This window comes from Occallatibacter riparius (assembly GCF_025264625.1).
GTDB classification, from domain to species: Bacteria; Acidobacteriota; Terriglobia; order Terriglobales; family Acidobacteriaceae; genus Telmatobacter; species Telmatobacter riparius.
Window position 1 is genome coordinate 524,795 of the sequence record NZ_CP093313.1, and the last position, 25,666, is coordinate 550,460.

At 60.8% G+C, this 25,666-nt stretch carries 21 protein-coding genes; 12 read left to right on the plus strand and 9 right to left on the minus strand.

From position 1 onward, the window contains the following. The first annotated feature begins 204 nt into the window (after window positions 1–204). A complete protein-coding gene (locus MOP44_RS01970) occupies window positions 205–3,072 on the plus strand; it encodes a M48 family metalloprotease (RefSeq protein WP_260794216.1) in 2,868 nt (955 codons plus the stop codon). 27 nt (window positions 3,073–3,099) lie between these two features. On the opposite strand, the gene MOP44_RS01975 is transcribed toward MOP44_RS01970, so the two are convergent. Together MOP44_RS01975 and MOP44_RS01980 are read right to left on the minus strand one after the other, a co-directional pair. Then, window positions 3,100–3,486, minus strand: coding sequence for a response regulator (locus MOP44_RS01975; RefSeq protein ID WP_260794217.1), 387 nt, complete (start codon window positions 3,484–3,486; stop codon window positions 3,100–3,102). Window positions 3,487–3,667: 181 nt separating this feature from the next. Then, window positions 3,668–4,363 (minus strand): hypothetical protein, encoded by a 696-nt coding sequence (locus MOP44_RS01980; protein ID WP_260794218.1) that lies wholly within the window; start codon window positions 4,361–4,363, stop codon window positions 3,668–3,670. 732 nt (window positions 4,364–5,095) lie between these two features. Here MOP44_RS01980 and MOP44_RS01985 point away from each other — a divergent pair. Further along, the gene (locus MOP44_RS01985; protein WP_260794219.1) at window positions 5,096–5,707 is read left to right on the plus strand and encodes a hypothetical protein; all 612 of its coding nucleotides are present in this window, start codon (window positions 5,096–5,098) and stop codon (window positions 5,705–5,707) included. Between the two features lie 123 nt (window positions 5,708–5,830). On the opposite strand, the gene MOP44_RS01990 is transcribed toward MOP44_RS01985, so the two are convergent. The 3 genes from MOP44_RS01990 to MOP44_RS02000 all read right to left on the minus strand — a co-directional run bounded on the left by MOP44_RS01990 (window position 5,831) and on the right by MOP44_RS02000 (window position 10,616). Further along, window positions 5,831–7,831: a DUF3857 domain-containing transglutaminase family protein gene (locus tag MOP44_RS01990; RefSeq protein WP_260794220.1), complete on the minus strand. Its 2,001-nt coding sequence runs from the start codon at window positions 7,829–7,831 to the stop codon at window positions 5,831–5,833. 47 nt (window positions 7,832–7,878) lie between these two features. Then, the gene (locus MOP44_RS01995; protein ID WP_260794221.1) at window positions 7,879–9,816 is read right to left on the minus strand and encodes a DUF3857 domain-containing protein; all 1,938 of its coding nucleotides are present in this window, start codon (window positions 9,814–9,816) and stop codon (window positions 7,879–7,881) included. A gap of 149 nt (window positions 9,817–9,965) precedes the next feature. Further along, a complete protein-coding gene (locus tag MOP44_RS02000) occupies window positions 9,966–10,616 on the minus strand; it encodes a Maf family protein (RefSeq protein ID WP_313901044.1) in 651 nt (216 codons plus the stop codon). Between the two features lie 928 nt (window positions 10,617–11,544). Here MOP44_RS02000 and purM point away from each other — a divergent pair. The 6 genes from purM (at window position 11,545) to MOP44_RS02030 (ending at window position 17,191) form a co-directional block, all read left to right on the plus strand. Then, a complete protein-coding gene (purM, locus tag MOP44_RS02005; protein ID WP_260794223.1) occupies window positions 11,545–12,597 on the plus strand; it encodes a phosphoribosylformylglycinamidine cyclo-ligase in 1,053 nt (350 codons plus the stop codon). Window positions 12,598–12,800: 203 nt separating this feature from the next. Next, window positions 12,801–13,424, plus strand: a complete 624-nt coding sequence (purN, locus tag MOP44_RS02010) for a phosphoribosylglycinamide formyltransferase (protein WP_260794224.1) — start codon at window positions 12,801–12,803, stop codon at window positions 13,422–13,424. 61 nt (window positions 13,425–13,485) lie between these two features. Continuing rightward, window positions 13,486–14,145: a phosphoribosyltransferase gene (locus MOP44_RS02015; protein ID WP_260794225.1), complete on the plus strand. Its 660-nt coding sequence runs from the start codon at window positions 13,486–13,488 to the stop codon at window positions 14,143–14,145. Window positions 14,146–14,220: 75 nt separating this feature from the next. After that, window positions 14,221–15,141, plus strand: a complete 921-nt coding sequence (locus tag MOP44_RS02020) for a CPBP family intramembrane glutamic endopeptidase (RefSeq protein WP_260794226.1) — start codon at window positions 14,221–14,223, stop codon at window positions 15,139–15,141. A 300-nt stretch (window positions 15,142–15,441) separates the two neighbouring features. After that, window positions 15,442–16,341: a glycosyltransferase family protein gene (locus tag MOP44_RS02025; RefSeq protein ID WP_260794227.1), complete on the plus strand. Its 900-nt coding sequence runs from the start codon at window positions 15,442–15,444 to the stop codon at window positions 16,339–16,341. A gap of 139 nt (window positions 16,342–16,480) precedes the next feature. After that, window positions 16,481–17,191: a hypothetical protein gene (locus MOP44_RS02030; protein WP_260794228.1), complete on the plus strand. Its 711-nt coding sequence runs from the start codon at window positions 16,481–16,483 to the stop codon at window positions 17,189–17,191. Between the two features lie 12 nt (window positions 17,192–17,203). Here the strand turns inward: MOP44_RS02030 and MOP44_RS02035 are convergent, their stop codons facing one another. Continuing rightward, complete coding sequence (locus MOP44_RS02035; RefSeq protein ID WP_260794229.1) at window positions 17,204–19,939, minus strand: ABC transporter permease; 2,736 nt, start codon at window positions 19,937–19,939, stop codon at window positions 17,204–17,206. Window positions 19,940–19,950: 11 nt separating this feature from the next. After that, window positions 19,951–20,280, minus strand: a complete 330-nt coding sequence (locus MOP44_RS02040; protein ID WP_260794230.1) for a PadR family transcriptional regulator — start codon at window positions 20,278–20,280, stop codon at window positions 19,951–19,953. 144 nt (window positions 20,281–20,424) lie between these two features. Between MOP44_RS02040 and MOP44_RS02045 the strand changes: the two genes are divergently transcribed. Further along, a complete protein-coding gene (locus tag MOP44_RS02045) occupies window positions 20,425–20,988 on the plus strand; it encodes a hypothetical protein (RefSeq protein ID WP_260794231.1) in 564 nt (187 codons plus the stop codon). A 41-nt stretch (window positions 20,989–21,029) separates the two neighbouring features. On the opposite strand, the gene MOP44_RS02050 is transcribed toward MOP44_RS02045, so the two are convergent. Beyond that, window positions 21,030–21,350, minus strand: coding sequence for a hypothetical protein (locus MOP44_RS02050; protein ID WP_260794232.1), 321 nt, complete (start codon window positions 21,348–21,350; stop codon window positions 21,030–21,032). Window positions 21,351–21,448: 98 nt separating this feature from the next. Here MOP44_RS02050 and MOP44_RS02055 point away from each other — a divergent pair, with 98 nt between their 5' ends. Together MOP44_RS02055 and MOP44_RS02060 are read left to right on the plus strand one after the other, a co-directional pair. Then, the gene (locus MOP44_RS02055) at window positions 21,449–24,418 is read left to right on the plus strand and encodes an FAD-binding and (Fe-S)-binding domain-containing protein (RefSeq protein ID WP_260794233.1); all 2,970 of its coding nucleotides are present in this window, start codon (window positions 21,449–21,451) and stop codon (window positions 24,416–24,418) included. A 39-nt stretch (window positions 24,419–24,457) separates the two neighbouring features. After that, window positions 24,458–24,754: an antibiotic biosynthesis monooxygenase family protein gene (locus MOP44_RS02060; protein WP_260794234.1), complete on the plus strand. Its 297-nt coding sequence runs from the start codon at window positions 24,458–24,460 to the stop codon at window positions 24,752–24,754. A 4-nt stretch (window positions 24,755–24,758) separates the two neighbouring features. Here the strand turns inward: MOP44_RS02060 and MOP44_RS02065 are convergent, their stop codons facing one another. Further along, entirely contained in the window at window positions 24,759–24,986 is a 228-nt protein-coding gene (locus MOP44_RS02065) for a hypothetical protein (protein WP_260794235.1), read from the minus strand. Between the two features lie 68 nt (window positions 24,987–25,054). On the opposite strand from MOP44_RS02065, the gene MOP44_RS02070 reads away from it, so the two are divergent. Further along, window positions 25,055–25,666: a YkgJ family cysteine cluster protein gene (locus tag MOP44_RS02070; RefSeq protein ID WP_260794236.1), complete on the plus strand. Its 612-nt coding sequence runs from the start codon at window positions 25,055–25,057 to the stop codon at window positions 25,664–25,666.

Here is a 25,666-nt window from a genome sequence, read left to right on the forward strand (position 1 = left end):
GTCCGGCGGTCCGGTAACTAAAGTACATAGATACCTCAGAGTGAAAGCGGAGTTACCGCTTTCGAGTCATTGAATCTACGGCATTTCGCTGGTGTACTTGGGGCGATCCACCTGGAGCCGCTAATGCACGCCGAAACGCCGTCGGGAAGATCTCGCCTCTTTCTACGCTCAAGTTATTCCGCAAGTAAATGCGCCTGTTGGGCGATGATCCTTCTCATCGTGGCCTTCTTCCCCGCCTGGCTGCACGCACAGGACGACGATGACGCGGATGATGACTCCGACGGGCCGTTTGTCAATCTGATCGTGACGTATGCCGCACGCGGCGATGCGACGGTAAGTTTCTACTCGTATCAGTTGGCAAACCTCGGCGGCATCCAGGCGGCTCTGGAACAGGCCTTGCATTGCCCGGCCGGTTCGCTCGTGAATCCGCCTGCCCAGACAGAACTTCCGCGATATCTAAAGTCCCGCCCGCTGAAGGATCAGGAACGATACCTGAAATATCGGGAGCAGATGCGGCACGGAAATCTAATCGGCACATGCGCCGGCGCCATGCAGCGCGCCGGGCTTCTGCTCTCCACAAATATCCCATTGGACCGGCTCAACGGCGAACTAAGAAGCGCCGGCATTCGGAAACTATGGGTGCACATCACCTATCCGCGGGCAAGGTTCGCCGAGTCGTCCGCCGCGGGCCGGAGCCCCAGACTGCCGGAAGAGGAACTACAGGCCAACTCAGCGCGTGCGGAACTTTACGATGACGCGAGTTACGCCATCGATACGGCATCCGCATCGCCTGATGCCATTCATCTTGCCTTCGGGTTGCGCCGGCAGGACGCGATCCGTGCGGCGGTGTTGCCGGTCATCTTCCTGATTACGCCAATCGTGTTGTGCCTGTGGATGCGGCGCGCGGCCATTCGCGACTCTTCCGCGGATCCCATCGGCGCGTGGTTCAGCTACCTCCGCGTGCTCCTCTTCAGCGGCAATTGCCTGCTGCTTATCTGGATCGTGGGGCAGACCGTCCGGAAAGGTTTCGACGACCTGATCGGCTACTACACATCGGCGCACAGCGCGAGTGCCGTCGCACTGAACGTGGGCGTGCTGTTTCTGCCGCCGTGGATCGCATACTTCGTCTGCCTGCTCCTGTCTTACCGCGTGTTTGCACAGGCCCGTGGCAACCGGTGGACACGAGGAGAGTTCCTGGCCAGCCATGCCCTGACACTGGCCGCGCAATTTCTCCCGGTCATGTGTCTCATAGCAAGCATAGAGATGGCCCCAATCAATGGGCAGGCTTCAATGGCCCTGCTCTTCTGCGTCTATGCCTCGTACAAGCTCTGCACCTGGCTGCTGTCGCGAGTTACAGGAATGCAGTTTGAGCCGTTGGCCACCGGCGAGCTGCGCGATTGCGTATTCACGTTCGCGAAGAAGGCCGCGGTGGAACTGCGCGGCGTATTCGTCATGCCCGCTGGAAAGTCGCAAATGGCGAATGCGTTTGCCTCGCGTCAGCGCATGGTGATGTTTACGGACTACCTGCTGAGCAGGCTCAACAAACGCGAGGTCGCGGCGATCGCCGCGCACGAAATTACCCACATTCAGAAAAAGCACGCGATGTGGACGGGCCTGGCGTTTTTTGGCCTGATGTTCTCGCCTGAGATCTTCTACTGGATATTGCGCTCCGTTTTGGGAGCGTTCCGGCATGCGCTGGAACTGCGGCGAGTCGCCGATGGAGCCGCCGCGGCCCCCGGTCTCTCCAACTTGGTGCATTTCGGTGATCGGGTGATGGCTTTCCCGGAACTGATCCTGGTGCTCTACATCATCGGTCTCGTTCTCTATTACCTGCAGTCGCGCTATTTTGAGCATGTAGCCGATGCTGGCGCCTTGCAGTTATCCGGCGATCCCGAGGCTGTGATTACAGCGCTGCTGAAGCTGGCGCGCCTGAACCTGCTGCCAGTGCAGTGGGACCGTGTCACCGGCTCCCTCATGACTCATCCCTCCATGCTGCGCCGCGTAGAGCGCCTGGCAAAAATCGGCCAGGTTCCACCCGAGCGCCTGCAGGAACTGATGCGCGAGCAGGCCGTCGGTCGAGCCGAGCCCACAGATGATGCGACCGGGTTGAGCGAAGAGCAATTTAAGGAAGGCGCGCCGCGCAATCCCGTAGTAACCCTAAGGGCCGTTTCCGAGCTGCTTGCGCTGAAGAAGTGGGTCCTGCGCTTCTGCTCCATTGCGACGCCGGGCCTGGTGGCGCTGGCCATCCATCATGCGGCTCTTCCGCATCCCGCGCCTGCATACATCGGCGGCGCAATCGCATGCTTCGCAATCTACGTGCTGGTTGGGGAGTGGCAGTCCGTATGGGGGCTCTCGCGGCGTCGCCAGAGATTTGTGACACGGCTTGAGGCAGAGGGAATTGCATGCGGCGAGGACCGCGCGGAGCTGATCGATCTGAATCCGCATCCCGTGCTGCGCACATACGACTTGGTCTTTGTATGGGACTTCGGCATGCTGTTCCTGGCGAAGGACCGGCTCAGTTACGCCGGCGACCAGTTGCGCTTCGCGCTGCGGCCTGAACAGGTACTTGCCGTGCGGCTGGGTCCCGGCATCCCGGATTGGCTTCCGGTTCGGCGAATCTATATTGACTGGCAGTTGGAACCGGGCGCGCCGGTGCAGACGTGGAACCTGGGAGTCAGGTCCCCTTGCGCATTTTGGCGAATCCGGAGCCAGGTAAAAGCAAAGTATGAAAACTTGCTGCGCTGGAAGCTCTCGTCCGCCTCTTTTCCTGAGGCTCCGGCTGCCCTGCAAAGCCTGCCCGCGCCTTCCATAGGCGAAATCACCAATCACGCCTTGCGTTCAATGGTCTCCATCCGGCGATACCTGAAGGTGGTGTTCCTGAACATGATCCTGGCCATCGCCGCGTGCGTTGTGTTCCGAATCCCGTCAGCATGGTATGTCTGCCTCTTCGACTTCCTCATGCTCACCTGGTCGTTTTCACCATTCTGGTTCTTCAAGGAGGCAGGAGCGGCCGCCCAGACTAACGAGGGTCTGCGCGGACATGAAACGCTGGCGCGCGAGGCGGGCGACTGAGCAGGAGTTGCAATCCGCGAATACTGCCTAAGCGGCCGTTCTCTTTCTGTCGAGAAGCTCGATGAGGTCGGAAACGAGCACCGGCTTGGGAAGGAAGGATATCTCCTGGGCAGGCTCAAACGGCAGGTCGCTCGGATCGAAATGATGCAGGTTGGCGGAGGTCAGAATGATCTGGCACCCAGGCTGCTCTTTCGAGAACCACTCGGCCAGATCGATGCCGCTGAGCCCGGGCATGACGACATCGGTGACGAGGACGTCAGGCCGGAAGCGCTGCGCCGCCTGCGCCGCCCCCTTTGCACTGTACTCGCACATGGTCTGGAAACCACGATGGCGGAGAATTCGCGCGAGGGTGTCGGCGATGGCGCACTCGTCATCGACCACCAGAACGCGGACACAGTCAGGGGAAGAGGGCAAAACAAAATCCTTTTGACGGCACCACAGCCATCATTGTCTCAATTTTATCCAATGAAAGAACCGGGGATTGTCCCTAGTATTTTGACGCATAAATCGCATTTATGTCGCGCTTTTTTCAAGGCGGTTTTGCCAGCAGGCGTTACGGACTCTAGAAGGCGGCGGACGAAGCCGATCGAGCTCTCTAGAACTCGTTCATCACCATAACAATTCGTCCGACGATAAGGTCGCCAGGCGACTCCCCCGGCCCGGGCTCGAGCAGGTCAACCGGAGCAGCACGATTATGCGGCCGCAGCAACAACCGGCCAGCCTGAAAATCCGCATAGCGCACCTTCAGGCGCGTGTCGTGCCGCACGGCGTAAAGGTTTGCCCGTGCAGGCCGGTATTGCAGCAGTGAGTTGTAGTGGCGGTCGAGGAACACCACGCTGTCCGCCAGCACGATCGGCTCCATGGCCGGGGCATCGAGCGCCGGGATCTGGATGGCGACAAAGCGATGCCACGCGCGCCGGCTGACCGTGGCTCTGGCTATGGCCCTGGACAGCAACCCTGCCGGAACCGGCAGCAGCTTTTGCACGGCGGCCAGCCTGAGTTGCGGCTCGTACATGGCGGTGGAGTGCGATACCAGCGGCACATGAAGCAGGTCTTCCATCTCAAAGGGGGGCGGTCGCGAGGGCACAAGGTCCGCCGCGGTCATCTGCTGAGCTTTCAGAACTCGATCAAGACCCTCCAGCGACAACTGCCGCTTGCCGCCTAGAAAATTCGACAGGTGTGGTTGGCCGTAGCCTGTCTGGCGCGCAAGAAGCGAAACGCTGAGTGTTCCCCGCTGAATTCTGCGCAGCAGCTCGAGCCGTAGATGCTCGTGCATCTGGGAAAAGTTCATGTGGAAAACTTGCCCAAGGCAATAACTCGCAACTAACTTCAATTGCTGTCAGCAAAACAATTACGCACAAATCGCCTTATTCTCTCGGTTCCTGAGTTCCTTGGAAAGCCAAGGAGCTGAGTTTCACCGGAAAGCCGTTGACCGAAAAGGTTCTGCTTCATAAATTATTTCTACTTACATCACACACTCTGGGGTCTGCCTCTGCACACGCGTGTCGCCTGAAACTCCGCCATAACCAGAAACTGTCGCGGACAGCGTCCATGCCCGCCGGGGAGTTCCTTCTTCCGGCACAGAAGCAAACACCAGGAGATACGAGGCACGTTAGAGGCTTCGATCTGGGTGCTGTGTGCGACTTTCCAGAATCTGTGCATTATTACCGTTATGTTTTGTGTAGAAGGAACCCGGCAGGCAATCCCCCAACAGGACGGTTCGATCCTGAAGCACCCGCCCGCGTCCCGCCTAACCCCGGTTCTAACAAGGAGAAGAAACAAAGGCCGGGATACGAACCCAAGGGAGACCCATTATGGAGTTGCGCGTGCAACTGAAAGTTTGCGAAGGGTGCGGCAGTCTTTGGTTCCGCGCCCAGAATCACTGCAGTACTTATTGCCGAGAGTGTGCCACCAGGCTCGCCGATTTCCCTGTGGACACCGGCCGGCGCCGCGGGCCGAAGCATAGGCTGTCCACCCCGAACCTCATGCGGACGTGGACAGTCGCTGAAGCAGGAGGTGCCGAATGAGCGCCGTCCTGCAATTTCCAACCATTGCCCTGGCAGCAGCCGCTCAGCGCCAATGGCAGGCAACCGGAACCTACGAAGCGCACCCGCAGAGCGAGGCGACGCCTCAAAGCGGCTTCGGACCAGCCCGCCAGCTTCCAGATTCTCCGTCGGCCTCTCAGATGCCTGGAATCGGCGAGCAGCCGATTGGCCGTCCAGTTCCTTCTCCGAACCTGGCCTTCTACCGCAAACATACTGAAAGGCTGCTGCGGCGCTACCTGCTCGCTTCCATGCTGGTGGCCCGGTCTCCGGTTGTCTTTAGAGAACGCATAGGACGCGGCCGCTCCTCCAATCGGCGGAACTACACCTTCGAGGACAGCGTCATCTTCGTGCTTGATGTGGAGAAAGGGCTGGAGCAGGTCTCGGCGCTCGACCGGGTGCTCATCAACCGGATCGTGCTCCAGGAATACTCCATCACCGAGGCGGCGCTGCTGCTCAACAAGAGCCAGCGAAGTATCGGGCTTCGCTTGGCCGACGCACTCGACCGCCTCACCGGCATTCTGATCGAGAATGGCACCCTCAAGATCCCGAACCGCCAAGGTCCGATGCCGGAAATAGATACCGACGACTAACAGGGATGCCCATCCCTGGTGTGAACCGAATACAGCCGCAGTCGGGTCATGCTGGAGATGGGCATCTTCCTATACGAACTTGGGCAGACCGCAGTCTCAAGCCAGAGCGCTCAGCGAAGGAGCCTAGTTGGCGGCCTTCTTCAGCACCGCTGTCCCCTTCTCATCCATCAGAATCGCCGACTGCAGTTTGCGGAACTCCGCAGCTTTGCCGGCAGCTATCTCCACTTTCTTCACCACGTACTCGCGTTCGTAGTGAAGGGTCTTGCCCTTGGCACTTACCGCGGAGTGATAGCTGGCGAAATCCACGTCCAGATCCACCGGGTCAGGGGTCTCGTCCACCACATAGCCGTCGGGCAGAGTGATGTCGAAGGAGTCCTTCCACCTCCCGGTAGCATCCAGATCGATCGGCACCTGGCGAGGCTTGTCATCGAAAGGCATGGCATAGGACCCGACCACGCGCGGCCGCACCAGCAGCAGAGGACCGGCCGTATGCGCATACTGGCTGGCCGTCAGCTTGTAGTGGAACTCCAGCGGCTTGTCGAGCGCCGGAGGCTGCACAAACTCGAACGAAGTCAGCGACACCCCCGGCAAATCGCGCGCAATCTTCTTCTCCAGATACTCGCGCCGCTGCTTTTCATCGGTGTCCTTGAGCAGATAGCGCATGTCGCTGCCGTCAGGGCCGCTGTGGACCGTATCTAGCGATCCGGTCAGCGTGCCGTCCGCCTGAAGCGAGAATGCTCCTGTGCGCTCCGTGCCGTTAGCGGTCGGCGGCAGCACCGGCAGCGCGATCACCTGGCTCGATCCGCCCGCGGCCAGCAGCCCATAACCACCCTGCTCGTTTGAGGGCAGGTTACCCACCGGCGTCCGCTGATCGGTGGGATCAAAAATCAGGTATCGCTTGCCGTCCTTGCCCTTCACCACAGCCTGCAGGCGCGCGTCCTGCACATCATCGGGGACCTCGATCGCCGTGATCATGTGATCGCCTAGCAGCGACGGGTCCTCCGGATCGACGACCCCGCGCCGGTGATCCACGGGGACGTAATAGGCCTTGATCCCAGCCACCTGCAACATCGCGATCAGAAGAGTGGTCTTGTCCTTGCAGTCGCCATAACGATTGCGATAGATATCCCCCGCATGATTCGCCTGGAGGCCGCCAATGCCTCGGCTGACAATGAAATAACGGATGTTCTTCTGGATGTCTTCGGTGATCCGGCTCAGCTTGGAATAGAAGTCCGGCGCGCCGGCGACAAGCTCATTCACCCGGGCAGTAATCTCCGGCGATGGCGTGGGACGGTCCTGCTCAAGCTTCGTCACCCACTGTCCGAGCGCACGCCACTCCTGGTCCTTTTCGGCGATGGCTGCATCTCCCCATTGCACTGTCATGCGCCCGGCAAGCGCGAACCATTCCGGCGACGAGGGCACATCCCGCAGGTTCAGCGCCGGCACATCTTTCAATTCCCACCGCCAGTGATTGGGCGCAACCTGCGCCGGCTTCACCGGATCAAACCGGTGCCACGCCTCGGAATAAGAATGACCCGCTGGCAGGTCCAGTTCCAGCGCCTGGAACACCACCGGAATACCGTTCTGCAGGGTCCAGACCTTCTCCTGCATGTAGGGCTTCATCACCTCTTCTGACTCGCATACGATCGTCGCGCCCACGTCAACGGCCGGAGGATGTGCGATGCGGGCCTTGCGCGTTGAGAGCATGACGGGCACGTCGGTATCGCCCTGCTCCACAAAATCCGTAGGCTGCGCTTCGTATGTGTTCTTTTCATCCGCCGCGATAGTCCACACGCGGAAATAGTTCAACTTCTCGTCGACGTCGTAGCTGACTTCGCAGGTGTTGTGCCGCCCCTGTGGCTTCAGAATGCGGATGACCTGGCGCTCGCGTTCCGTCGCCCTGCCGTTACCGTCGATCGTCTCGACGTACTCGTCATAGAGAATCACCGCAGTGGCATCCTTCACCACCGCGGCAGCCGGCGTGGGCGTTTTAGCGGCCTGCACGCCCCAGTCCGGTACCGGCTGGCCCTTGCTGAACCAGCTCGCCGAAGCCGGCATACAAGCCGCCGCGATCAATACGGTCACCGCAGCCCATCCAGTCAATTGGTTCCTCAAACCTGCCATCCCTGCCCCCGCCCCACGCTGGCCTCTCTATTCCCTATTCCCTGCTTTTACTTCGCTGCCTGTGCGGCCCGCGCCAGCACCAGTTGCTGCTGATCGGCCGTCGCCACCTTCTGATAGAAGTCGCGTAGTTGCGTGTAATCTTTCTGCTCAACCAGCGTGAAGTTATACGCCAGGCTTCGGGCGATTTCCACTTTGTCCTTGTCGTTCTTCGACGCCACGCGCAGTTGCGCCGAACTTCCGAACGGAATTGTCGCCGCCTGGGGAGCGCTCTCCACCGCGAAACCCTCCGGCAGGTGATAGGTCACGTCATCCACCACGCGTTCCGGATAGTGCACATCCACCGGGATCTTGCGGGACTCGGTGGCCACAAACGGATGCTTGGCACGTGACTCAAAGAACATGCCCGGCAAAAAGAAACGCTTGCCCGTGGCGCTGCCAAGCTGGCCATTGACCTTCAGCACGGCCACAAGATTGGCGTTGTAATCATCAAGCGCGAGGAAGTGATCGAACTCGGCCTCCATCCCCTCGGGCACGCTGTCACGCATCGTTTCGTTGAAGCGCTTCTTGACCTCGTCCTCATCATTGCGGATGGCTGTCTGCCGCCAGTGGAGCGCCTGCTGGCCGCTCATGACGACCCGCAGGGTGCCAGCTGCGCTGCCGTCCGGGCTCACCGTCAGGTCGGCGACGCGCTGCATCGTGTTCTGCGTGTACAGGTTGCCCGGCGTTGCCGCAATCTCGGCGCCCTTGCCACTCACACGAAGCCCGCTGGCATACGTGTGCTTCCAGTGCAGCAATCCGAACGGGCACATCTTCTGGCCGGGGTCGAGATACACTTCCTTGCCATTGATCGTCGCCACGGCAATGTAATCGTCGAGCTGCAACACTTGCAGGTAATCGGGATCGAAAATGGCGCGATCGCGATTCACTACCTGCATGGGAACTACCTGCAGACCCGCAGCCCGGGCCATCGCCACGTAGAGCAAAGCCAGGTCGTCGGAGCCGCCGCTCTTCTGCATCCACACATCCTCGGCCTTCTTGACCTCCTTGATCTTCTCCTTCTTGCGTTCTTCTTGGCTCTTGCGTCGCGTGAAGTCGGTGTTCTCGAGCTTCATCACCGCGTCATAGAGCTTCTTCGCCTTTTGCTCCTCGGTGTCGGTTGCACTCACCAGCTCAGCCACTGCTCCTTTGATCGCCTTATCGGCGCTGGCGAACTTCTCCGTATCCTTGGCCCACTCCTTGCCGCGCTCCCGCCAGAACTGCTGCCCGTCTGGGTAATCGGCGTAGTAGAACGCGATGCGCATCTTGAGGCTGTTCAATGGCGGCATCCAGTCCTCGTCAGGCAGGGCCGGCACATCGTCGACATCGTAAGTAAAGCGGCCCTGGCTGTCGCGGACAACCTTGGTGCCTTCCTTCACGTGCGGGGACCACATGATGCCTTCCCGATAGTGCGACGGCTGAAAGAAGTAGTGCGCCTTGTGGACGAAATAGCGCTGCTGAATGATCCACTCAGGAGACGATATCCACTGATCGTCATAGCGTATCTGCAGCCTGTACTCGATCACGCTGCCCACTTCAACGTTGGGCAGCGTGAACACCATTTCATTGAACTGAAAGTACTTTGAATTCACATCGGTGAGATCCGAGGGTTTGGTAGTGAGCGGATACACCGTTCCGTCCGAGTGAATGGTGCGGCCCTGAATGTCCTGGACCTTGGTCCAGCTCCTGTCGTAGGGGACATGGATGGTGGCGGCATCCTTGCCCTTTTCCGTCAGGATCTTGATGCGCTCGACGATCGAGTGGTAGTGCAGGTTATCGTCGGTCCGCTCTTCGAGGTAGAGGATGGAGGCAGCCGCCCCGGGAGCCTTCGGATCCGCGGTCATCTGGAGTTGTTCTTTGGTGAGTTCAGGCAGTTGCGCGCAAAGGGTGCCGGCGAAACCAAGACAGGCAGCAATAGAGACAAGCAGGGCAACGAAGCGAATCCGCATCGGGAGACCTTTTCCAACCAGGACTGGAGTTATCCCGCGATTGTACAGGCAACTTAATATCGAAAGGCAACTAAATAAAGGCCTGGATGACCGGTGGGGAAATAACGCCAGTTACGGAAGGTGTAGAAGGTCAGGAAGGAAACAGCGTCCTAAAGCCGCCGGCTCTCAAGCATGGACGTAACCAGCGCCAGCGGCAGCCCGACGACATTGAAGTAGCAGCCTTCGACACGCGGAATCCATTTCGCGGCGCGGCCCTGGATGCCATACGCCCCCGCCTTGTCCATCGGCTCGCCGGTGGCCACATACTCGGCAATCTCGTCATCGCTAAGCGTGACGAAGCGGACAGCCGTGACCTCCGCCGCCACCTCGCTGCCTTTTGCATCCACCACAGCCACTCCAGTGATCACGCGGTGCGTCCGGCCGGACAGCATGCGCAGCATCCGGGCGGCGTCTTCCGCGTCGCGCGGCTTTTCGAGGATGTGGCCATCGAGAGTGACGGTTGTGTCCGCGCCGAGGACGACGATGCCGCCGTGCGCGTGAGCGCCGTCAGCCGCACCGCAGGTGCCTGTTCCCTGTTCCCTGTTCCCTGTTCCCTGTCTTTCTGTTCCCTCGCCGGCGAAGACAGCGGTCGCCTTCTCGCGCGCCAGGCGCGTGACGTATGCGACGGGGTCTTCGCCAGGGCGCGGCTCCTCGGGAATGTGGGCGGGGATCACATCGAAGACGAACCCGGCCTGCGCCAGCAACTCGCGGCGGCGCGGCGATGCGGAAGCAAGAACCAGCCTTCGAACGTGACTCGACATGTCTACCATGTTCGCAGGTCCTTTTCGGAGATGTGTACCAGGCCACAAAAGCCCATGAAGACGGCTGCGCCTCACAGGCCTCGGAAAAACTCAAATGGGCGATGAAACGCGAAAGGGCACTGCTTTACAGCTTGCTGAATAAGGCCATTCGGAACAGGCCTTGTATCAGGGGCTGCCTTCAGGCAGCCCGTATGCCCCTCCACTGGTTGATCCTGGGCCTTTAGGCCCTGCCAAAGCTGCCTTGCTGAAAAGCCCGATTTCGATTCCTTCAGCAGGCTGTTTAGTCGTGCCGAAAAGCCAAAGAAATGACTGGGCCTTAGTCCCGAGGGACGCCGGTCGGGCACCTCAGCGCCAGGCGAGGAACTCCCCCGCAATCTCTTCAGCCCCTGCTCACGCTGGCCTCACTCCAGACTCGCCTCTGTCATCAGCCTGCGGAAAATTACCTCCACTATCGTGACCGCTATCACATACACAGCAAGCCAGACTCCCTACCATCAGAGGACCGCTCAGAAGGGAGGGAGTAGTGTCTCATCTCTTGTCGCAGACATCTCCTTGCCCCAGAGAAGAATGGAAGGTTGGGTTAACTAGTTCAGTACTGTGTTTACTAGAAAATTAGCTACCCCTCCCCCTGTTTTTACTTCTCCATTCATTCGCCAAAAATGACATCAAGCCAAGCATAATATTGAAGATATCGACCTACTATATTTCATAGCCAAGAAACAAGTCGTTGCAACAGCGAATGCGCCATTGTACTTAGCAGTAAACAGCATGGCCGTGTATCCAGCTAGACGCTGAAGGATGACCCATCCACGTTTCCCATACAACCGCTGTGCCGGTGATTCAAGGTCCTCGAGATCCTTGTTCCGTGGTGTAAAATCAGGGTTTCCGGCAGCAGAGCTGTCCCAAATTCGCGTAGGAAGCCCTCATCGTGCCTGATACTCCCAAGCCCAAGTCCGTGACCTATGCCGATGCCGGCGTAGACATCTCCAGCGGCGACCGCGCCAAGGAACGCATCAAGTTTCTCGCCCAGAAGACATTCAACCGTAATGTCTTAGGCGGCATCGGCGGATTCGGTGCCCTGTTCCGGCTCGACCTGCAGAAGTTCAAGAACCCGATCCTGGTCAGCTCCGCCGACGGCGTGGGAACCAAGCTGAAGATTGCCTTCCAGCTCGGAATGCACCAGACGGTGGGCCTGGACCTGGTGAATCACTGCGTGAACGACATCGCGGTGCAGGGTGCAACTCCTTTGTTTTTCTTGGATTACCTGGCCAGCGGCAAGCTCGACCCGCAGGTGACCGAAGACGTGGTCAGTGGCCTGGCCGAAGGCTGTAAAGCCAATGGATGCGCCCTGATAGGCGGCGAGACGGCGCAGATGCCCGGGTTCTATACCGATGGCGAATACGATCTTGCCGGCTTTATAGTCGGCGCGGTAGACCGCGACAAGATGATCAACGGACAGGGCATCAAGCCGGGCGACGTGCTCATCGGCTTCCCTTCCACCGGCCTGCACACCAACGGCTATTCGCTTGCCCGGAAGCTCTTCTTCGAGGTCGCCGGCTACAAGCCGACCCAGTACGTAACGCCCATCAAGGACAAGGCCGGCGCCGCCCTGATGAAGACCCACAAGAGCTATCTGCACGTGATTCAGAAGCTTGTTGCCGCAGGACTTACGACGGGAATGGCGCACATTACGGGCGGCGGCATCACGGAGAATTTGCCCCGCATTCTGCCTAAGGGCACAGCGGCGCAAATCGAGCTCGGCTCATGGCCGGTGCTGCCCATCTTTGAGCACCTGCGCGAGCTGGGCGAGGTGAGCCAGGACGAGATGATGCGGACGTTCAACATGGGCGTCGGTCTGATCGCGGCGATTCCAGCGGCGAAGTTCACCCGCGCCAAGAACCTGCTCGATAAAGCCGAAGAGAAGTTCCACATCATCGGCCGCATCGTGAAGGGCGAACACCGCCGCGTCCAGTACACCTGAACCAAACCGTTCGCTCATGCCGTCATCCCGAGCGAGGAGCGCAGCTACGAATCGAGGGATCTGCGGTTGCCTTTAGCGTTTTGACAGGGCACGATTTCTAGCTTGCTAAGCAGTCATTCGGATTGGCCTCGTGTCAGGGCACGACTTTAGTCGTGCCGTAAAGCCGCTGATAGAAACCGGGCCTTAGCCCTGAGGGAAGCTCTTTGGAATCCGCCCCGAAAAAACTTCGCCTCGGCGTTCTGCTCTCCGGCCGCGGCTCCAATTTTCTGGCAATCGCCAACAACATCCGCTCCGGCGCTCTTCCCAACGTCGAAATCGCCATCGTCCTCTCCAACATTGCGGACGCTCCCGCCATCGCCGCCGCCCGGCAACTAAACCTGCCCACAAAGGTCCACGTCTCGAAAGGTCGCCCGCGCGCCGAGCACGACCGCGACATGCTCGCCACCCTCCGTGAGAACAACGTGGATCTGGTCATCCTTGCCGGCTACATGCGGCTGCTCTCGCCGGAGTTCATCCACGCGTTCCCGACCCGTATCCTCAACATTCATCCGTCGTTGCTGCCGGCATTTCCGGGACTCGATGCGCAGACGCAGGCGTTTGAATACGGCGTCAAGATCGCCGGGTGCACAGTCCACTTCGTCGACGAACATCTCGACCACGGGGTAATGATCCTGCAGCGCGCTATCCCGGTGCTTGACACCGACGACGCCCACTCGCTCGCCGAGCGCATTCTGGCCGAGGAGCACCAGGCGTACTCGGAGGCCATCGCGCGAGTCGCGAGCGGCCAGTACGAGATCGACGGCCGGCGCTACATGAAGCGTGTGTGACAGCCGTCCTTTCCCCGTCGTCACTGCATCCCTAGAATGGCCTCGAAGTCAGGAGGCGCCCATGCGCTTTCACGACCGGTCCGACGCCGGACGACGGCTGGCAGAACAGCTTGCCGCCTTCACGAACCTGCCAGATGTGCAGGTGCTTGCCCTGCCGCGGGGCGGGGTTCCGGTAGCGTTCGAAATTGCCCAGCGGCTGCATGAGCCGCTCGACGTGTGGGTAGTCCGTAAGCTGGGCGCGCCGGAGATTCCAGAGTTGGCCATCGGCGCAATTGCGCCTGGCGATATCGAACTGCTCTCGCCTGACATCATCCGGCATCTCGGCATTCCCAGCGAAGTTGTTGGAGCCATAGCCGCCCACGAACGCGCAGAGCTGGATCGCCGCGAGAAGACCTACCGCGGTGACCGGCCACCCGTCGAAGTGGCGGGAAAGACCGTAATCCTGGTGGATGATGGCCTGGCCACAGGTTCAAGCATGCGCGCGGCCGTCGCCTCGCTGCGCCAGCGGAACCCGACGGGAATCGTTGTGGCGGTTCCCGTCGCAGCGCGGCAGGTAGTCGCCCAGCTCCAGCGCGAGGGCAGCCAGGTTGTTTGCCTGTTGACGCCGGCGGATCTTGATGCAGTGGGCCAATGGTACGACGACTTCAGCCAGACCTCGGACGCCGAAGTTTGCGTGCTGCTGGCCCGTGCTGCCGAATTAGCACAGTCGCGACCGGCGTAGCCTCTACAACCTTCGCGTCCTTCCCCGAGGGCTGAACCCGCCGGTAGAATGGCCGCATCCTTGACTTGAGGTCCCATGCTGGACGCCACCGCCGCTACGTCCGAAACCGCAGCACCTGTTCCCGCCGTTCCCGCTGGCCTGGAGATGCCGTCGACGCCAGCTGAAGCTGCGCTCGCACCGCCCGCCAAGCCGGTCCGCATCCCGCACCTGGGGCATGTTGCTCTGCTCGGCGCGGTCATGCTGGGTGGACTGTTCGCCGCGATCATCGTGATCTTTGCGGCGGTTTACTTGCGCGCGTTCGGCGTCTCAAAGATTGAAGACGCGATGCACAGCATGGCTTACGCAGTGGGCACCATGGCTATCTGGTACCTGGTGGCGTTTGCGCCGGCAGTGGCCATCTTTCCATCACTGTGGGGTAAGAGCTTCCTCGCCGGCCTGCAGTGGAATGCCTCGACCGCCCGCCGCCGGTGGCCGCTGTTGATGGCGACGGGCGCAAGCTGTTTTCTGCTTGCGTTCGCGGCCAAGGCGCTGCTTCATTTCCCCGACCACTCGCCCATCTCGGGTCTACTGACCACACCACAGGCCGTGTGGATTATGTTCGGATTCGCAGTGACCGTCGCGCCGCTGTGCGAGGAGATCATGTTCCGCGGGTTCCTGCTGCCGGCGCTCTCCACCGCATTCGATTGGCTCGGCGAGCGCATAACCAAACGTGCACCGCGCCCGCTGGCCGAGAACGGCCATCCGCAGTGGTCGCTCCCCGCGATGATCCTCGCATCCGTAGTGACCAGCGCGATCTTCGCTGTGTTTCATCTGAGCCAGAACGGCAACGCGCTGGGGCCCATGGTGCTGATCTTCACCGTCAGCTTGATTCTCTGCGCGGTACGGCTGGGCACGCGGTCGCTGGCGGCTTCAGCCCTGACGCACGCTACTTACAACTTCACGCTGTTCCTGGTCATGGCGATCGGGACACGCGGATTTACACACCTGCACCCGTAAGAGTCGCTCCGAAATCGCCGCGCGTCCCGCTCGAAACGGTGCTAAACTTTCCGCCGTAAGGAGCGGGAGCCTTTTCGGGGCTTTGTTCGGTAAGGGCTTCTGGTTTCAGAGGTTTCCTGTCATGGGAAACACCAGATGTATTAGAGATATTCGGCTTCACGGCTGTCCGCACGCGATCGTCGCGCCTTCTCAAAATCCCTGCCACGTCAACCCGCGCTCCCCAAACGGTTCCGCTCCGGCATTTGCGTTACGCGCCTGCCGGAGTCCTATCTGCTTGCACGCAGGAAAGGTTGATACGCCATGATGAGTCCGACCTTACTTGTTCTCGCTGCCGGAATGGGCAGCCGTTACACGGGTGTGAAGTGGCACGATCCGGTGGGCCCCGCCGGCGAGACCATCGTGGAATACTCCATCTTCGACGCCCGCCGCGCTGGTTTCGGCCGCATCATTTTTGTCATCCGCAAGGAGCAGGAGGCGCTGGGCCGCGAATTTGTGAAGGAGCGCTTTGGCCGCAGGATGACGCTCGAATATGTCATCCAGGACCACCATCGAATTCCGCCGGGATTTGGGATTCCCAAAGAGCGCACCAAGCCATGGGGAACCACGCATGCCCTCCTCGGCGCGGCAGGGGCGATCCACGAGCCTTTCGCGGTGATGAACCTGGCCGACTTTTACGGTGCGCAGGGCCTTGGCGCGGTTGCCAGGCACCTTTGTTCCGGGTCAAGCGACCAGGCCATGGTGGGCTTCACGCTGCGTAACACTCTCTCAGACTTCAGGCCGGTTCCTCGCGGTGTATGCGAAGTGGGCAGCGATGGCTACCTGCGCAAGATCGTAGAGATGAAGGATATCGAAAAGGACGGCGGGCGCATTCGCAACGCCGATGCGGCCGGCCGCGAGATCCAGCTCACCGGCAACGAGGTCGTCTCCATGAATTTGTGGGGATTTACACCGACGATCTTCGGGCCCCTGCGCGAGCATTTTATTCGCTTCCTCGCCAAGCATCATGAGGACCTGAACGCCGAGTGCTACTTGCCCAACACGGTGAACAGCATGATCCAGGAAGAGCAGATTCGCGTGAGGGTACTTCCCAGCCAGGAGGACTGGTTTGGCATCACGGACAGGGGCGATCATCCGCGCGCGGTCGACCGGATCGCTCACATGGTGGCGGACGGCCATTATCCGAAGCGGCTCTGGGCCTGACTCAAATTCGAGGCGAATATGCCGGTTCGTGCCACACTAAGTCCGGCTGGTGCTGAATACCTTCAACACCTTTGATCGCTCATGGCATACTCACTCGCGTTGATATCAACCCATATACCCACGCGAGAAGGAGAAGCCCATGCATGCAAGATGTGTTGGCTCCATTGCGATCAGGAGCCTGAGGATTATCGTTGTGCTCGGCGCGGCGTGCCCCGTGATTGCACAGGACACCAACGGAACAGCGTCGGGGATGGCTCCGCTCGAGCAGTATCTGATCGAGAATCGGGATTCGGAAATTGCGCTTGCCAGGAGCGCCGCACCGGAATCGATTGCCCTCGCCGCAGAGGTCCTGGTGCTCGGCCGCCATGGTTACGAAACCGCCGTTCAGGGGAAGAACGGCTTCGTATGCGTGGTGCAGCGTTCCTGGACCTCTCCTGTGGACGATCCGGACTTCTGGAGTACGAAGCTGCGGGCACCGATCTGCTACAACGCTGCCGCGGCACGCTCTTACCTGCCTCGCGTGATCAGGAAGACAGATCTGATTCTCGCTGGCAGGAGCAAAGAGCAGATGATCGAGGCTGTTTCGGCGGCGATCGACAAGAAGGAACTGCCCCCGATGGAGCCCGGAGCCATGTGCTACATGCTTTCCAAGCAGGGGATTATCAACGTGCACGCTGGGCACTGGCATCCGCATCTGATGTTTTTCATTTCGCAGTACGAGCCAGCGGAGTGGGGAGCAAGCCAGCCAGACTCGCCTATCCTGGCCGACAATGACAAACGAGAACACGTCACCACGTTCATGGTGCCGGTGAAGAAATGGTCCGACGGCACCGACGACGATGACCATTGAGGCTGTGAGAACCTAGTCCGTCCGCAGCGCTCGTGCCGGGTCGACGCTGGCCGCGCGCCGCGCCGGCAGGAATCCGGCCAACGCGGCCACCATGCAGATGGTGAGAATGCCGGTGAGGTAGACCGCGGGGTCTGCGAACGACACACCGAAGAGCTGGCTGCGCACCGCCCGTGCGGCCAGGAGCGCCAGCGGAATGGTGGCCCCCACGGCGCATCCAGCAAGGATCAGTGTTTCGCGCAAAATGAGGGCAACCACGGAGCCGCGGCGCGCGCCCAGAGCCATGCGGATGCCGATCTCGCGCGTGCGCTGCGCCGTGGAGTAGGCCAGGATTCCATAAAGCCCGATGCCGGCGAGCAGGGCGGCCAGTCCACCGAACACAAGCGCAAGCAACGCGATGCTGCGCTCCGTGAGGAGGTTCTCGTCAATCTGCTGCGTCAAGGTTCCGACGTCGTTGACGATGAGCTTGCTATCAATGTTCGCAACCGCGGCGCGGATGGTGTTTGCCGCCGACTCGGGCGTCTGCCAGGTGCGCACATAGAAGGAGAGGCCTCCGGGCCGGGTTGCCTGATGGAAGAGCGTGTAGCAGGTGGGCAGCGGCTGTGCTTTCACAGAAGTGTGCTTCACGTCGGCGACGACTCCGACGATCACTGCGTCCGTTGTAGTCGCCCGGTTAGGCCGGCCGAGGTGCCTGCCCAGTGCAGCCTGCGGATTGGCGAAGTAGTGCTTCGCAAAGCTCTCGTTAACGACGGCGACCCTCTGTGAAGTTACCGTATCGCTGGCGCTGAAATAGCGGCCCGCGACCAGGCGGATTCCCATGGTCTGCAGGTACCCGGTGCTCACCCACGGCAGCTCGACATCGAATTCATCCTCATCCCGCTGACTGGAGTAGCCCGTGACATAGACGTCGCCGGAAACCTGCTCGTCGGAGAGCTCGTTGTCATTAGTGGCTGCAACGCCGCGAATGCCCGGCAGGCTCGAGAGCGCGTCGAGTATGCGCAATTCTACGGGAACAATGGCAGAACCCGGATAGCCGGCGAACTGCGGCGCGATGCTGAATTTCAGCAGATGATCGGTGGCAAACCCCGGATCGACACTGCGCAAATTCTGGATGGTGCGCACGAACATTCCGGCACCCACCATGAGGAGCAGGCTGAAGCCTATCTGCAGCGCAACGCAGGTACGGCGGAAGCGAAGCGAACCGCCTAAGCCAGTATTGGCCTGCTGCCTGAGCGAGTCGGCCAAACGCGGGTTCCTGAACTGCACAGCAGGAGCGAGACTGAAGATCATGCTTCCGGCCAGCATCGCCAGAGCGGTGAAGGCGAAGACACGCCAATCGAGCGAAGCCATGAAGGCCGATGTGTCGCCTGTGCTGCCCTGCATCCAGCGTATGAGCAGGCGCAGCGTTTGAGGCGCGATGGCAAGGCCAAGCCCGGCTCCCGCGATACCCAGCAGTAGTCCCTCGCACAAAAGCTGGCGAATGATCTGCGAGCCTGTCGCGCCGAGCGCATAACGGACGCTGAATTCGCGCACGCGGTTGGCGGCGCGCACCAGCAGAAGGCTAGCCACATTCACAATGGCCATGGCGATAACCAGAAGCACCATCCCCATCATGATCATGAGCGGCATGGTGACTTCGTCACGCAACGGAGAGAAACCACGCGCACCATCCTCGAGGTTCAGATGCGTGCCGTCGAGGTATTCCTTGCGCGAATTCGCCGTTTGATCTTGAAGGGCTGAGAACTCCTGCTCACGCAGCGCGTGAAAGAGCGGATTCACCGCCGACTCGGCCTGCTTGGCGGTGACGCCGGGCTTGAGGCGCCCGACGAGGTCGATCCAGTAGGAATTGCGATCGCTGACGAATTTCCACGCCGGGAGCAGCGTGCGCTGCATGGTAATGGGCACGTAGAGAGCGGGCGTGCGGCCCCACACTACGCTGCGGAATCCTGGCGATGCGACGCCGACGATAGTGAACTGCGTGCCATTGATGAGGAGTGTGCGGCCTTCCACCGGCGCTTCGCCCAGGTGGGTGCGCCAGTAGTCGAAGTTCAGGACTGCTACAGGATTCGCGCCCTCGGCGGTTTCATCCCCCGAGCCAAAGACGCGGCCCGCCGCGGGCCGCACGCCCAGGACATTGAAGTAGTTGCCGGTGACCATCTCGGCATAGAGCGCTTCAGCATGGTTGTTCCATGTGACTCCGGCCTCAGCCATGCCTGAAGCAATGAGCCCGCTGAACACGTCGTTGCGGTCGCGCAGGTCGCGATACATGGGATAGGAGAACTCGTGGCGATGCCCAGGCGAATTTCCGCCCTCTGAGTGGACGTGGCCCTGAATGGAGCCGGCGAAGCTAAGCACCACAAGCTGCTGTGGGTCGGCGACGGGAAGCGCGCGCAGCAACGCCTGGCTCAGCATGCTGAAGATTGTGGTGTTGGCTCCGATAGCCAACGCCAGCGTAAGCACCGCTACGCTGGTGAGGCCGAGATTGCGCAGCAAGCCGCGAAACGAGAAGCGCAGATCGCGCAGCAACAGCTCAAGCGTCCAGGAGGGACGCTGTTCGCGGCATTGCTCCCGCGCGCGTTCACGGCCACCGAACGCGACGCCTGCCTGTCGGCGAGCTTCATCGGGACTCATTCCGGCGGCGATATTCTCTTCAATTTGACGCTCGATGTGAAACTGTAGTTCTTCATCCACTTCAGCGCGGCGCTTGCCCCGAAAGAAGAACCCCAGATGCGCAATCATCTCGCTGAACATGGGCCGCCTCCTCAGATTTCCTGCAGAACGAGATTGACCGCGCCGGCCAGGCGCTGCCAGTTGTCGAGTTCAGCAGCAAGCTGTTTTCGACCGGCCGCAGTGAGGGAGTAGAAACGCGCCTTGCGGTTGTTGCCGCTGGCCCCCCACTGCGCCTTGATCCAGCCCTTGTATTCAAGGCGGTGCAACGCGGGATAAAGTGACCCCTGCCCCACCTGCAGCACATTGTTCGACACCTGCTGAATGCGCTGCGCAATGGCCCAGCCATGTTGCGGGTCGTTGGCAATGGCCTTCAGGATCAGCATGTCGAGCGTCCCCTGTAAGAGTTCTACGGAAGTCGGCATTAGGCAGTTCCCCCCGATATTCGACAAGAGAATACCGAGACTTCTTGTCGAACGTCAAGGGGAGGCGGGGATAGAGATTAAGGAGGATTAGGGATTAGAAAACTTCCGTACTGCCTGAAAAGCTCCCCCTGTTATCCTTGATCCGTGATCCCCCCGTTTCGCATGAAGGGCGCTGCGGCCGTTACTCTGCTGCTGCTGGCTGCTGCCATTTCCGGCTGCCGCCAGGAGAAGCAGGCTGTTCAGAATGTCGCCCAGCATGCCGCTCAGGTCGAACAGAAGGCGCAGGCCGCAGCCACGCAGCGCGACGCCGACCGCGCCGAGCTGGCCAAAATTCCGCTACCCACAAAGAGCCACTACATTAACGTGCACGATCCCGGTGAGTGGAAAAACCCTTTCATCAGCGTGGATGCGGACACGATCGATCTGCGGATCATTCAGGCCGACGCGAACCCCAGCGACGTTGGGCAAGGCAGCATGCTGCGCCCGGAGGCTGCTCGTCGGCAGGAGCTGCAGATCCGACCTGAAGACCTGACCAAGGCGTTGATCGCGCTGCCTGAGCGAGCATGGCCGTACGGACGGGTGGTAGCGATTGCCGAGTCACCCGAAGCCGACCGCAAGAAGCGCCCGCTGGTGCGGCGGAACGTGGAAGCCGCGATTCAGAGGCTGAACGATCTGGGCGTGGTTGTAGAGGAGTGGCCTGCGCGATAGCTCATTTCATCCGCAGACCTCGCAACGGAGAAGGCGCTAGTTCATGGCCGGTGTGAACGAGCCTGCCTCCACGAGCGCCAATCTTGGATCCCACTGCCCACGAACCACCCTGCAGTTCCATAGAGCAGGAACGTGCCGCCGAACATGATCAATGCCTGGAAAAGCTGTTTCGTGAAGTCGGCCGGCGACGGATCGAACAGGAGCATGGAAGTAGGCAGTAGCACGAAGATCACCGCCAGCGGCGCGTGAATCACATAGACGGCAATGAGGGCAATAAGCAGTTCAGCCGTACCCACGGCGATAAACCAGTACCACGGTGACAGCCTTGGCGGTTCCGCAGATACATCGGAGGCTGGAGCCATTGTGCACCTCGCTTCGCAAAGCTGAGGCGAGTGTAACTCAAGCCTCCAACCGCTGAGTGGATGAGTCGACCAGAGCGTTCCCGCGCTACTATGGGCGGGTGAGCTCATTTCCGATTTTGAGCAACCTCACTCCTCATGAACATGAGCGCTTCGCCGCCCATCGCGAGCTGGAAGCGCGCCTAAAGCAATCCGTTCGTGGCGAGATCCGCTTCGACTCGGGATCGCGCGCGCTCTACGCGGTCGACGCGTCGAACTACCGCCAGTTGCCTATTGGCGTCGTGCTGCCGCGCGATGCGGCGGATGTGGAAGCCGCGCTGGCTGCCTGCCGCGAAGTGGGCGCCGCGGTTCTGCCCCGCGGGGCCGGAACCAGCCTGGCCGGGCAGTGCGCGAATGTCGCGGTGGTCTTCGATTACTCGAAGTACATGAACCGCCTCGCGTCGATTGATCCGGCGACGAAGCTGGCCATTGTCGAACCAGGCATTGTGCTGGATTCACTGCGCGATGCGGCGGAGCGGCACCAACTCACCTATGCGCCTGACCCTGCGACGCACAACCGCTGCACGCTTGGCGGGATGATCGGCAACAACTCCTGCGGCGTGCATGGCCTGCTGGGCGGCAAGGTCGTCGACAATGTAGATTCGCTCGACATCGTGCTCTACGACGGCACGCGCATGACGGTCGGCAAGACAAGCGCAGAGGAACTCGACGCGATCATTCGCGATGGCGGACGCAGGGGGCAGATTTACGCAGGCCTCAAGGGCATCCGCGACAAATACGCCAACCTGGTCCGAGAAAGGTTCCCGCGAATTCCGCGGCGCGTCTCGGGGTACAACCTCGATGAGCTTCTGCCCGAGCGTGGTTTCCACGTTGCACGCGCGCTAGTAGGGACCGAGGGCACTTGCGTCAACGTGCTCTCCGCCACGCTGAACCTGACGAAGAGCCCACAGCATCGTGTACTGGTCGTGCTGGGCTTTCCTGACGCATTCGCGGCGGCCGACGCAGTTCCGCTCGCGCTGCAGCACAAGCCGATCGGCCTGGAAGGCTTCGACCATCTCCTGGTCGAGTTCATGCGCCGCAAGGGCTTGGCGCTGACCGAATTGAACAGCCTGCCGAAAGGCGTGGGCTTTCTGCTCGTCGAAATCGGAGCGGACAGTCCGGAAGAAGCTCACACCCGCGCCGAAGCACTTGCTCGGGATGCGGGCTCGTGGCCCGATTCGCCGGCGGCTCACGTCTGCACGCCGGAAGAGGCGAAGAGCGTCTGGCATGTGCGCGAGTCCGCGCTCGGCGCAGTGGTCTTCGTACCGGGCGAGCCGGATCGCTGCGAGGGCTGGGAAGACGCCGCGGTTCCGCCGGAGCTGCTGGGCAAATATCTGCGCGCTATCACAAAGCTAATGGACGAGTACGGCTACACGAGCCCGTTCTACGGCCACTACGGCCAAGGCTGCGTGCACACGCGCATCAACTTCGATTTCCGCACGGATGCCGGCCTGCGCAAATTCCGCGAGTTTATCGATCGTGCGGCAGACGTAGTCATCGAGTTCGGCGGCTCGTTCAGTGGCGAACACGGCGACGGACAATCGCGCGCTGTGTTGCTGCCGAAGATGTTCGGGCCGGAGCTGATGCAGGCATTCCGCGAGTTCAAGCACCTCTGGGATCCAGATAACAAGATGAATCCCGGCAAGCTGGTGGATGCGGTGCGCGTCTATGACCCGGTGGAGAACCTGCGCTACACGCCCACGAGCCCCGCGAATCATCCGCGCGAAGAGACGCAGCTCGAAACGCACTTCGTGTTCGCCAAGGATCACGGCTCGCTGGAACTCGCCACGGAGCGTTGCGTGGGCGTAGGCGCATGCCGCAAGGCGTCGGGCGGCGTGATGTGCCCCAGCTACCAGGGTACGGGCGAAGAGATGCACTCCACGCGCGGCCGCGCGCATCTTCTGTGGGAGATGCTTGCCGGTAGCCTGCGCAAAGAGGGCTTCCAGAGCGAGGCCGTGAACGAGGCGCTCAGCCTCTGCCTGAGTTGCAAGGCGTGCAAGAGCGAGTGCCCCGTTCAGGTGGACATGGCGCAGTACAAGGCCGAATTCCTGGCGCAGCGCTACAAAGGGCGAATGCATCCGCTGCAGCATTACATCTTCGGATTCGCGGACAAGATGGCTCGGTTCGGGTCGGTGATGCCGGGGCTTACGAACGCGATTCTCAATGGACCGATGACAAGCCCGCTGATCAAGTGGATGGCGGGAGTGGCGAAGGAACGCAGGTTGCCGGAGCTTGCTAGAAGGCCTTTCGTGAAAACACGAAAGACCGGTCTGGAAAAGATACGCGATTCGCAGGCAGCCACATCGCAGGTGCTCTTGTGGCCCGACACATGGAACAACTACTACCATCCGGGTTCGCTGAACGCTGCTGAATCCCTGCTCACTGAAGCTGGCTTCCGAGTTGAAGTGCCGCGAGGCCATATCTGCTGCGGACGGCCGCTCTACGACTTCGGGCTGCTGGATCACGCGCGCTCGTACTTGAAGAACGTGCTCGATCGCATGGAGCCTCAGATCCAGGCCGGCCTGCCGTTCATCTTCCTTGAGCCGAGTTGCGCCAGCGTTTTCAAAGATGAGCTCCCTGAGCTGTTTCCCAGCGACCGCCGTGCCACGCTGCTGCGCGATTCCGTCTGGCTGCTCGCAGACTTCCTCGCTGCCAAAGTGCCCGGCTTCGCGGCCGGACCCGCCAAGGAGCGCCTCGCAGGCAAGCAGATCCTGATTCATGGTCACTGTCATCACAAGGCTGTATTCGGCGGACCGAAAGCGGAGGTCGAGCTGTTGCGGCAGGCGGGAGCCAATGTATGGATGATCGAGGCGGGCTGCTGCGGCATGGCCGGCCCATTCGGCTTTGAGGTCGACAAGTTCGAAGTGTCGAAGACGATTGCCAACCAGCAGTTGTTGCCCGCGGTGGAGAAGGCCAGCGACGAAACGATCGTGGTCGCTGACGGCTTCAGTTGCCGCGAGCAGATCGAGCAGCTTGGGCACAGGCAGGCAAGGCACTTCGCCGAGGTGCTCGCTGACAGTCCGCGGAAGTAAACCGGCTTCTGCGATACGATGGAAAGCAAAGGTCAGTGCATGTTTATCGTTATCTGGCAGTTTGAGATTGCCGAAGAGAAAGTTGCAGCATTCGAAGCGGCTTACGGTCCTGAAGGGGACTGGGCGCGGCTGTTTCGGTCATCACCCGAGTACCGCGGCACTGAGTTGCTGCGTGATGCCTACGTTCCCGGCTCGTACCTCACCATCGACCGCTGGAACAGCGAAGAAGCCTTCCGCGCATTCCGCAAGGAGCACGATGCGGATTACGAGACGCTGGACCGCGCCTGCGATTCGCTGACGCAGAAAGAAACCCGCATCGGCGCTTACAGAGCCTGACGCATCAATTCACGGGCTCCCAACCCGCGCCGCCGTGATAGGTATCTACATGCAGCTTGAATGCCCGTCCGCAGGTGGTGCACTGAAAATCGTGCGAGAGCGAGTCACCCGGCCAGATCGGCCCAAGCACCTCATTGAGTAAGCAATCAGCATGCACGATCAGCAACGTCCCCTGTGACACGATCTCGATGAGTTGGCGGACCAAGTCCCTGTATTCGCGGGGTGAGGTCATGTTTATCCGCTCAGCAAATCTCTTGCATCGAGGGCACGGTTCCATGCGGTCCAGTGTACGCTGACGCTATGGCTCTACCCGCGCGCGATTCCGAACTGATTCAGATCATGGATGCGGCGTGGGCCGATGCCGCGCGGCGGGCTGGTTCGCATCTCGCATGCCGGCCGGGATGCACACAGTGCTGCCATGGGGCATTCGCGATCAACGCGCTGGATGCGGCGCGGCTGCGAGCCGGCATGGATGAGTTGCGCGCGAAAGATCCTGCGAAAGCAGCGATGGTAACGCAGCGGGCGCTTGCCTGGATCGAGCAGTGGAGGGCAGCGTTTCCGGGCGACTCAGAGACTGGCACGCTTGGCAGCTCCGAGGCCGACGAGGAAGGTTTCGAGGAGTTTGCAAACGACGCCGCGTGTCCGGCGCTCGATCCGGCGACAGGACGATGCGATGTGTATGCATGGCGGCCGATGACCTGCCGGGTCTTCGGACCGCCAGTCCGGCAGGAGAGTGGCGCATTGGCCTGCTGCGAGCTGTGCTTCACCTCAGCGAGTGACGAAGAAACCGCTGCCTGCGAGATGCCCGTCCCGCACGATCTGGAAATGCAGATCGTGAACGAACTGGGCGATGATGCCGAGACCGTTGTGGCATACGCGCTGGTGAAACCCGCCTCAGCCTCAGGGCGATAA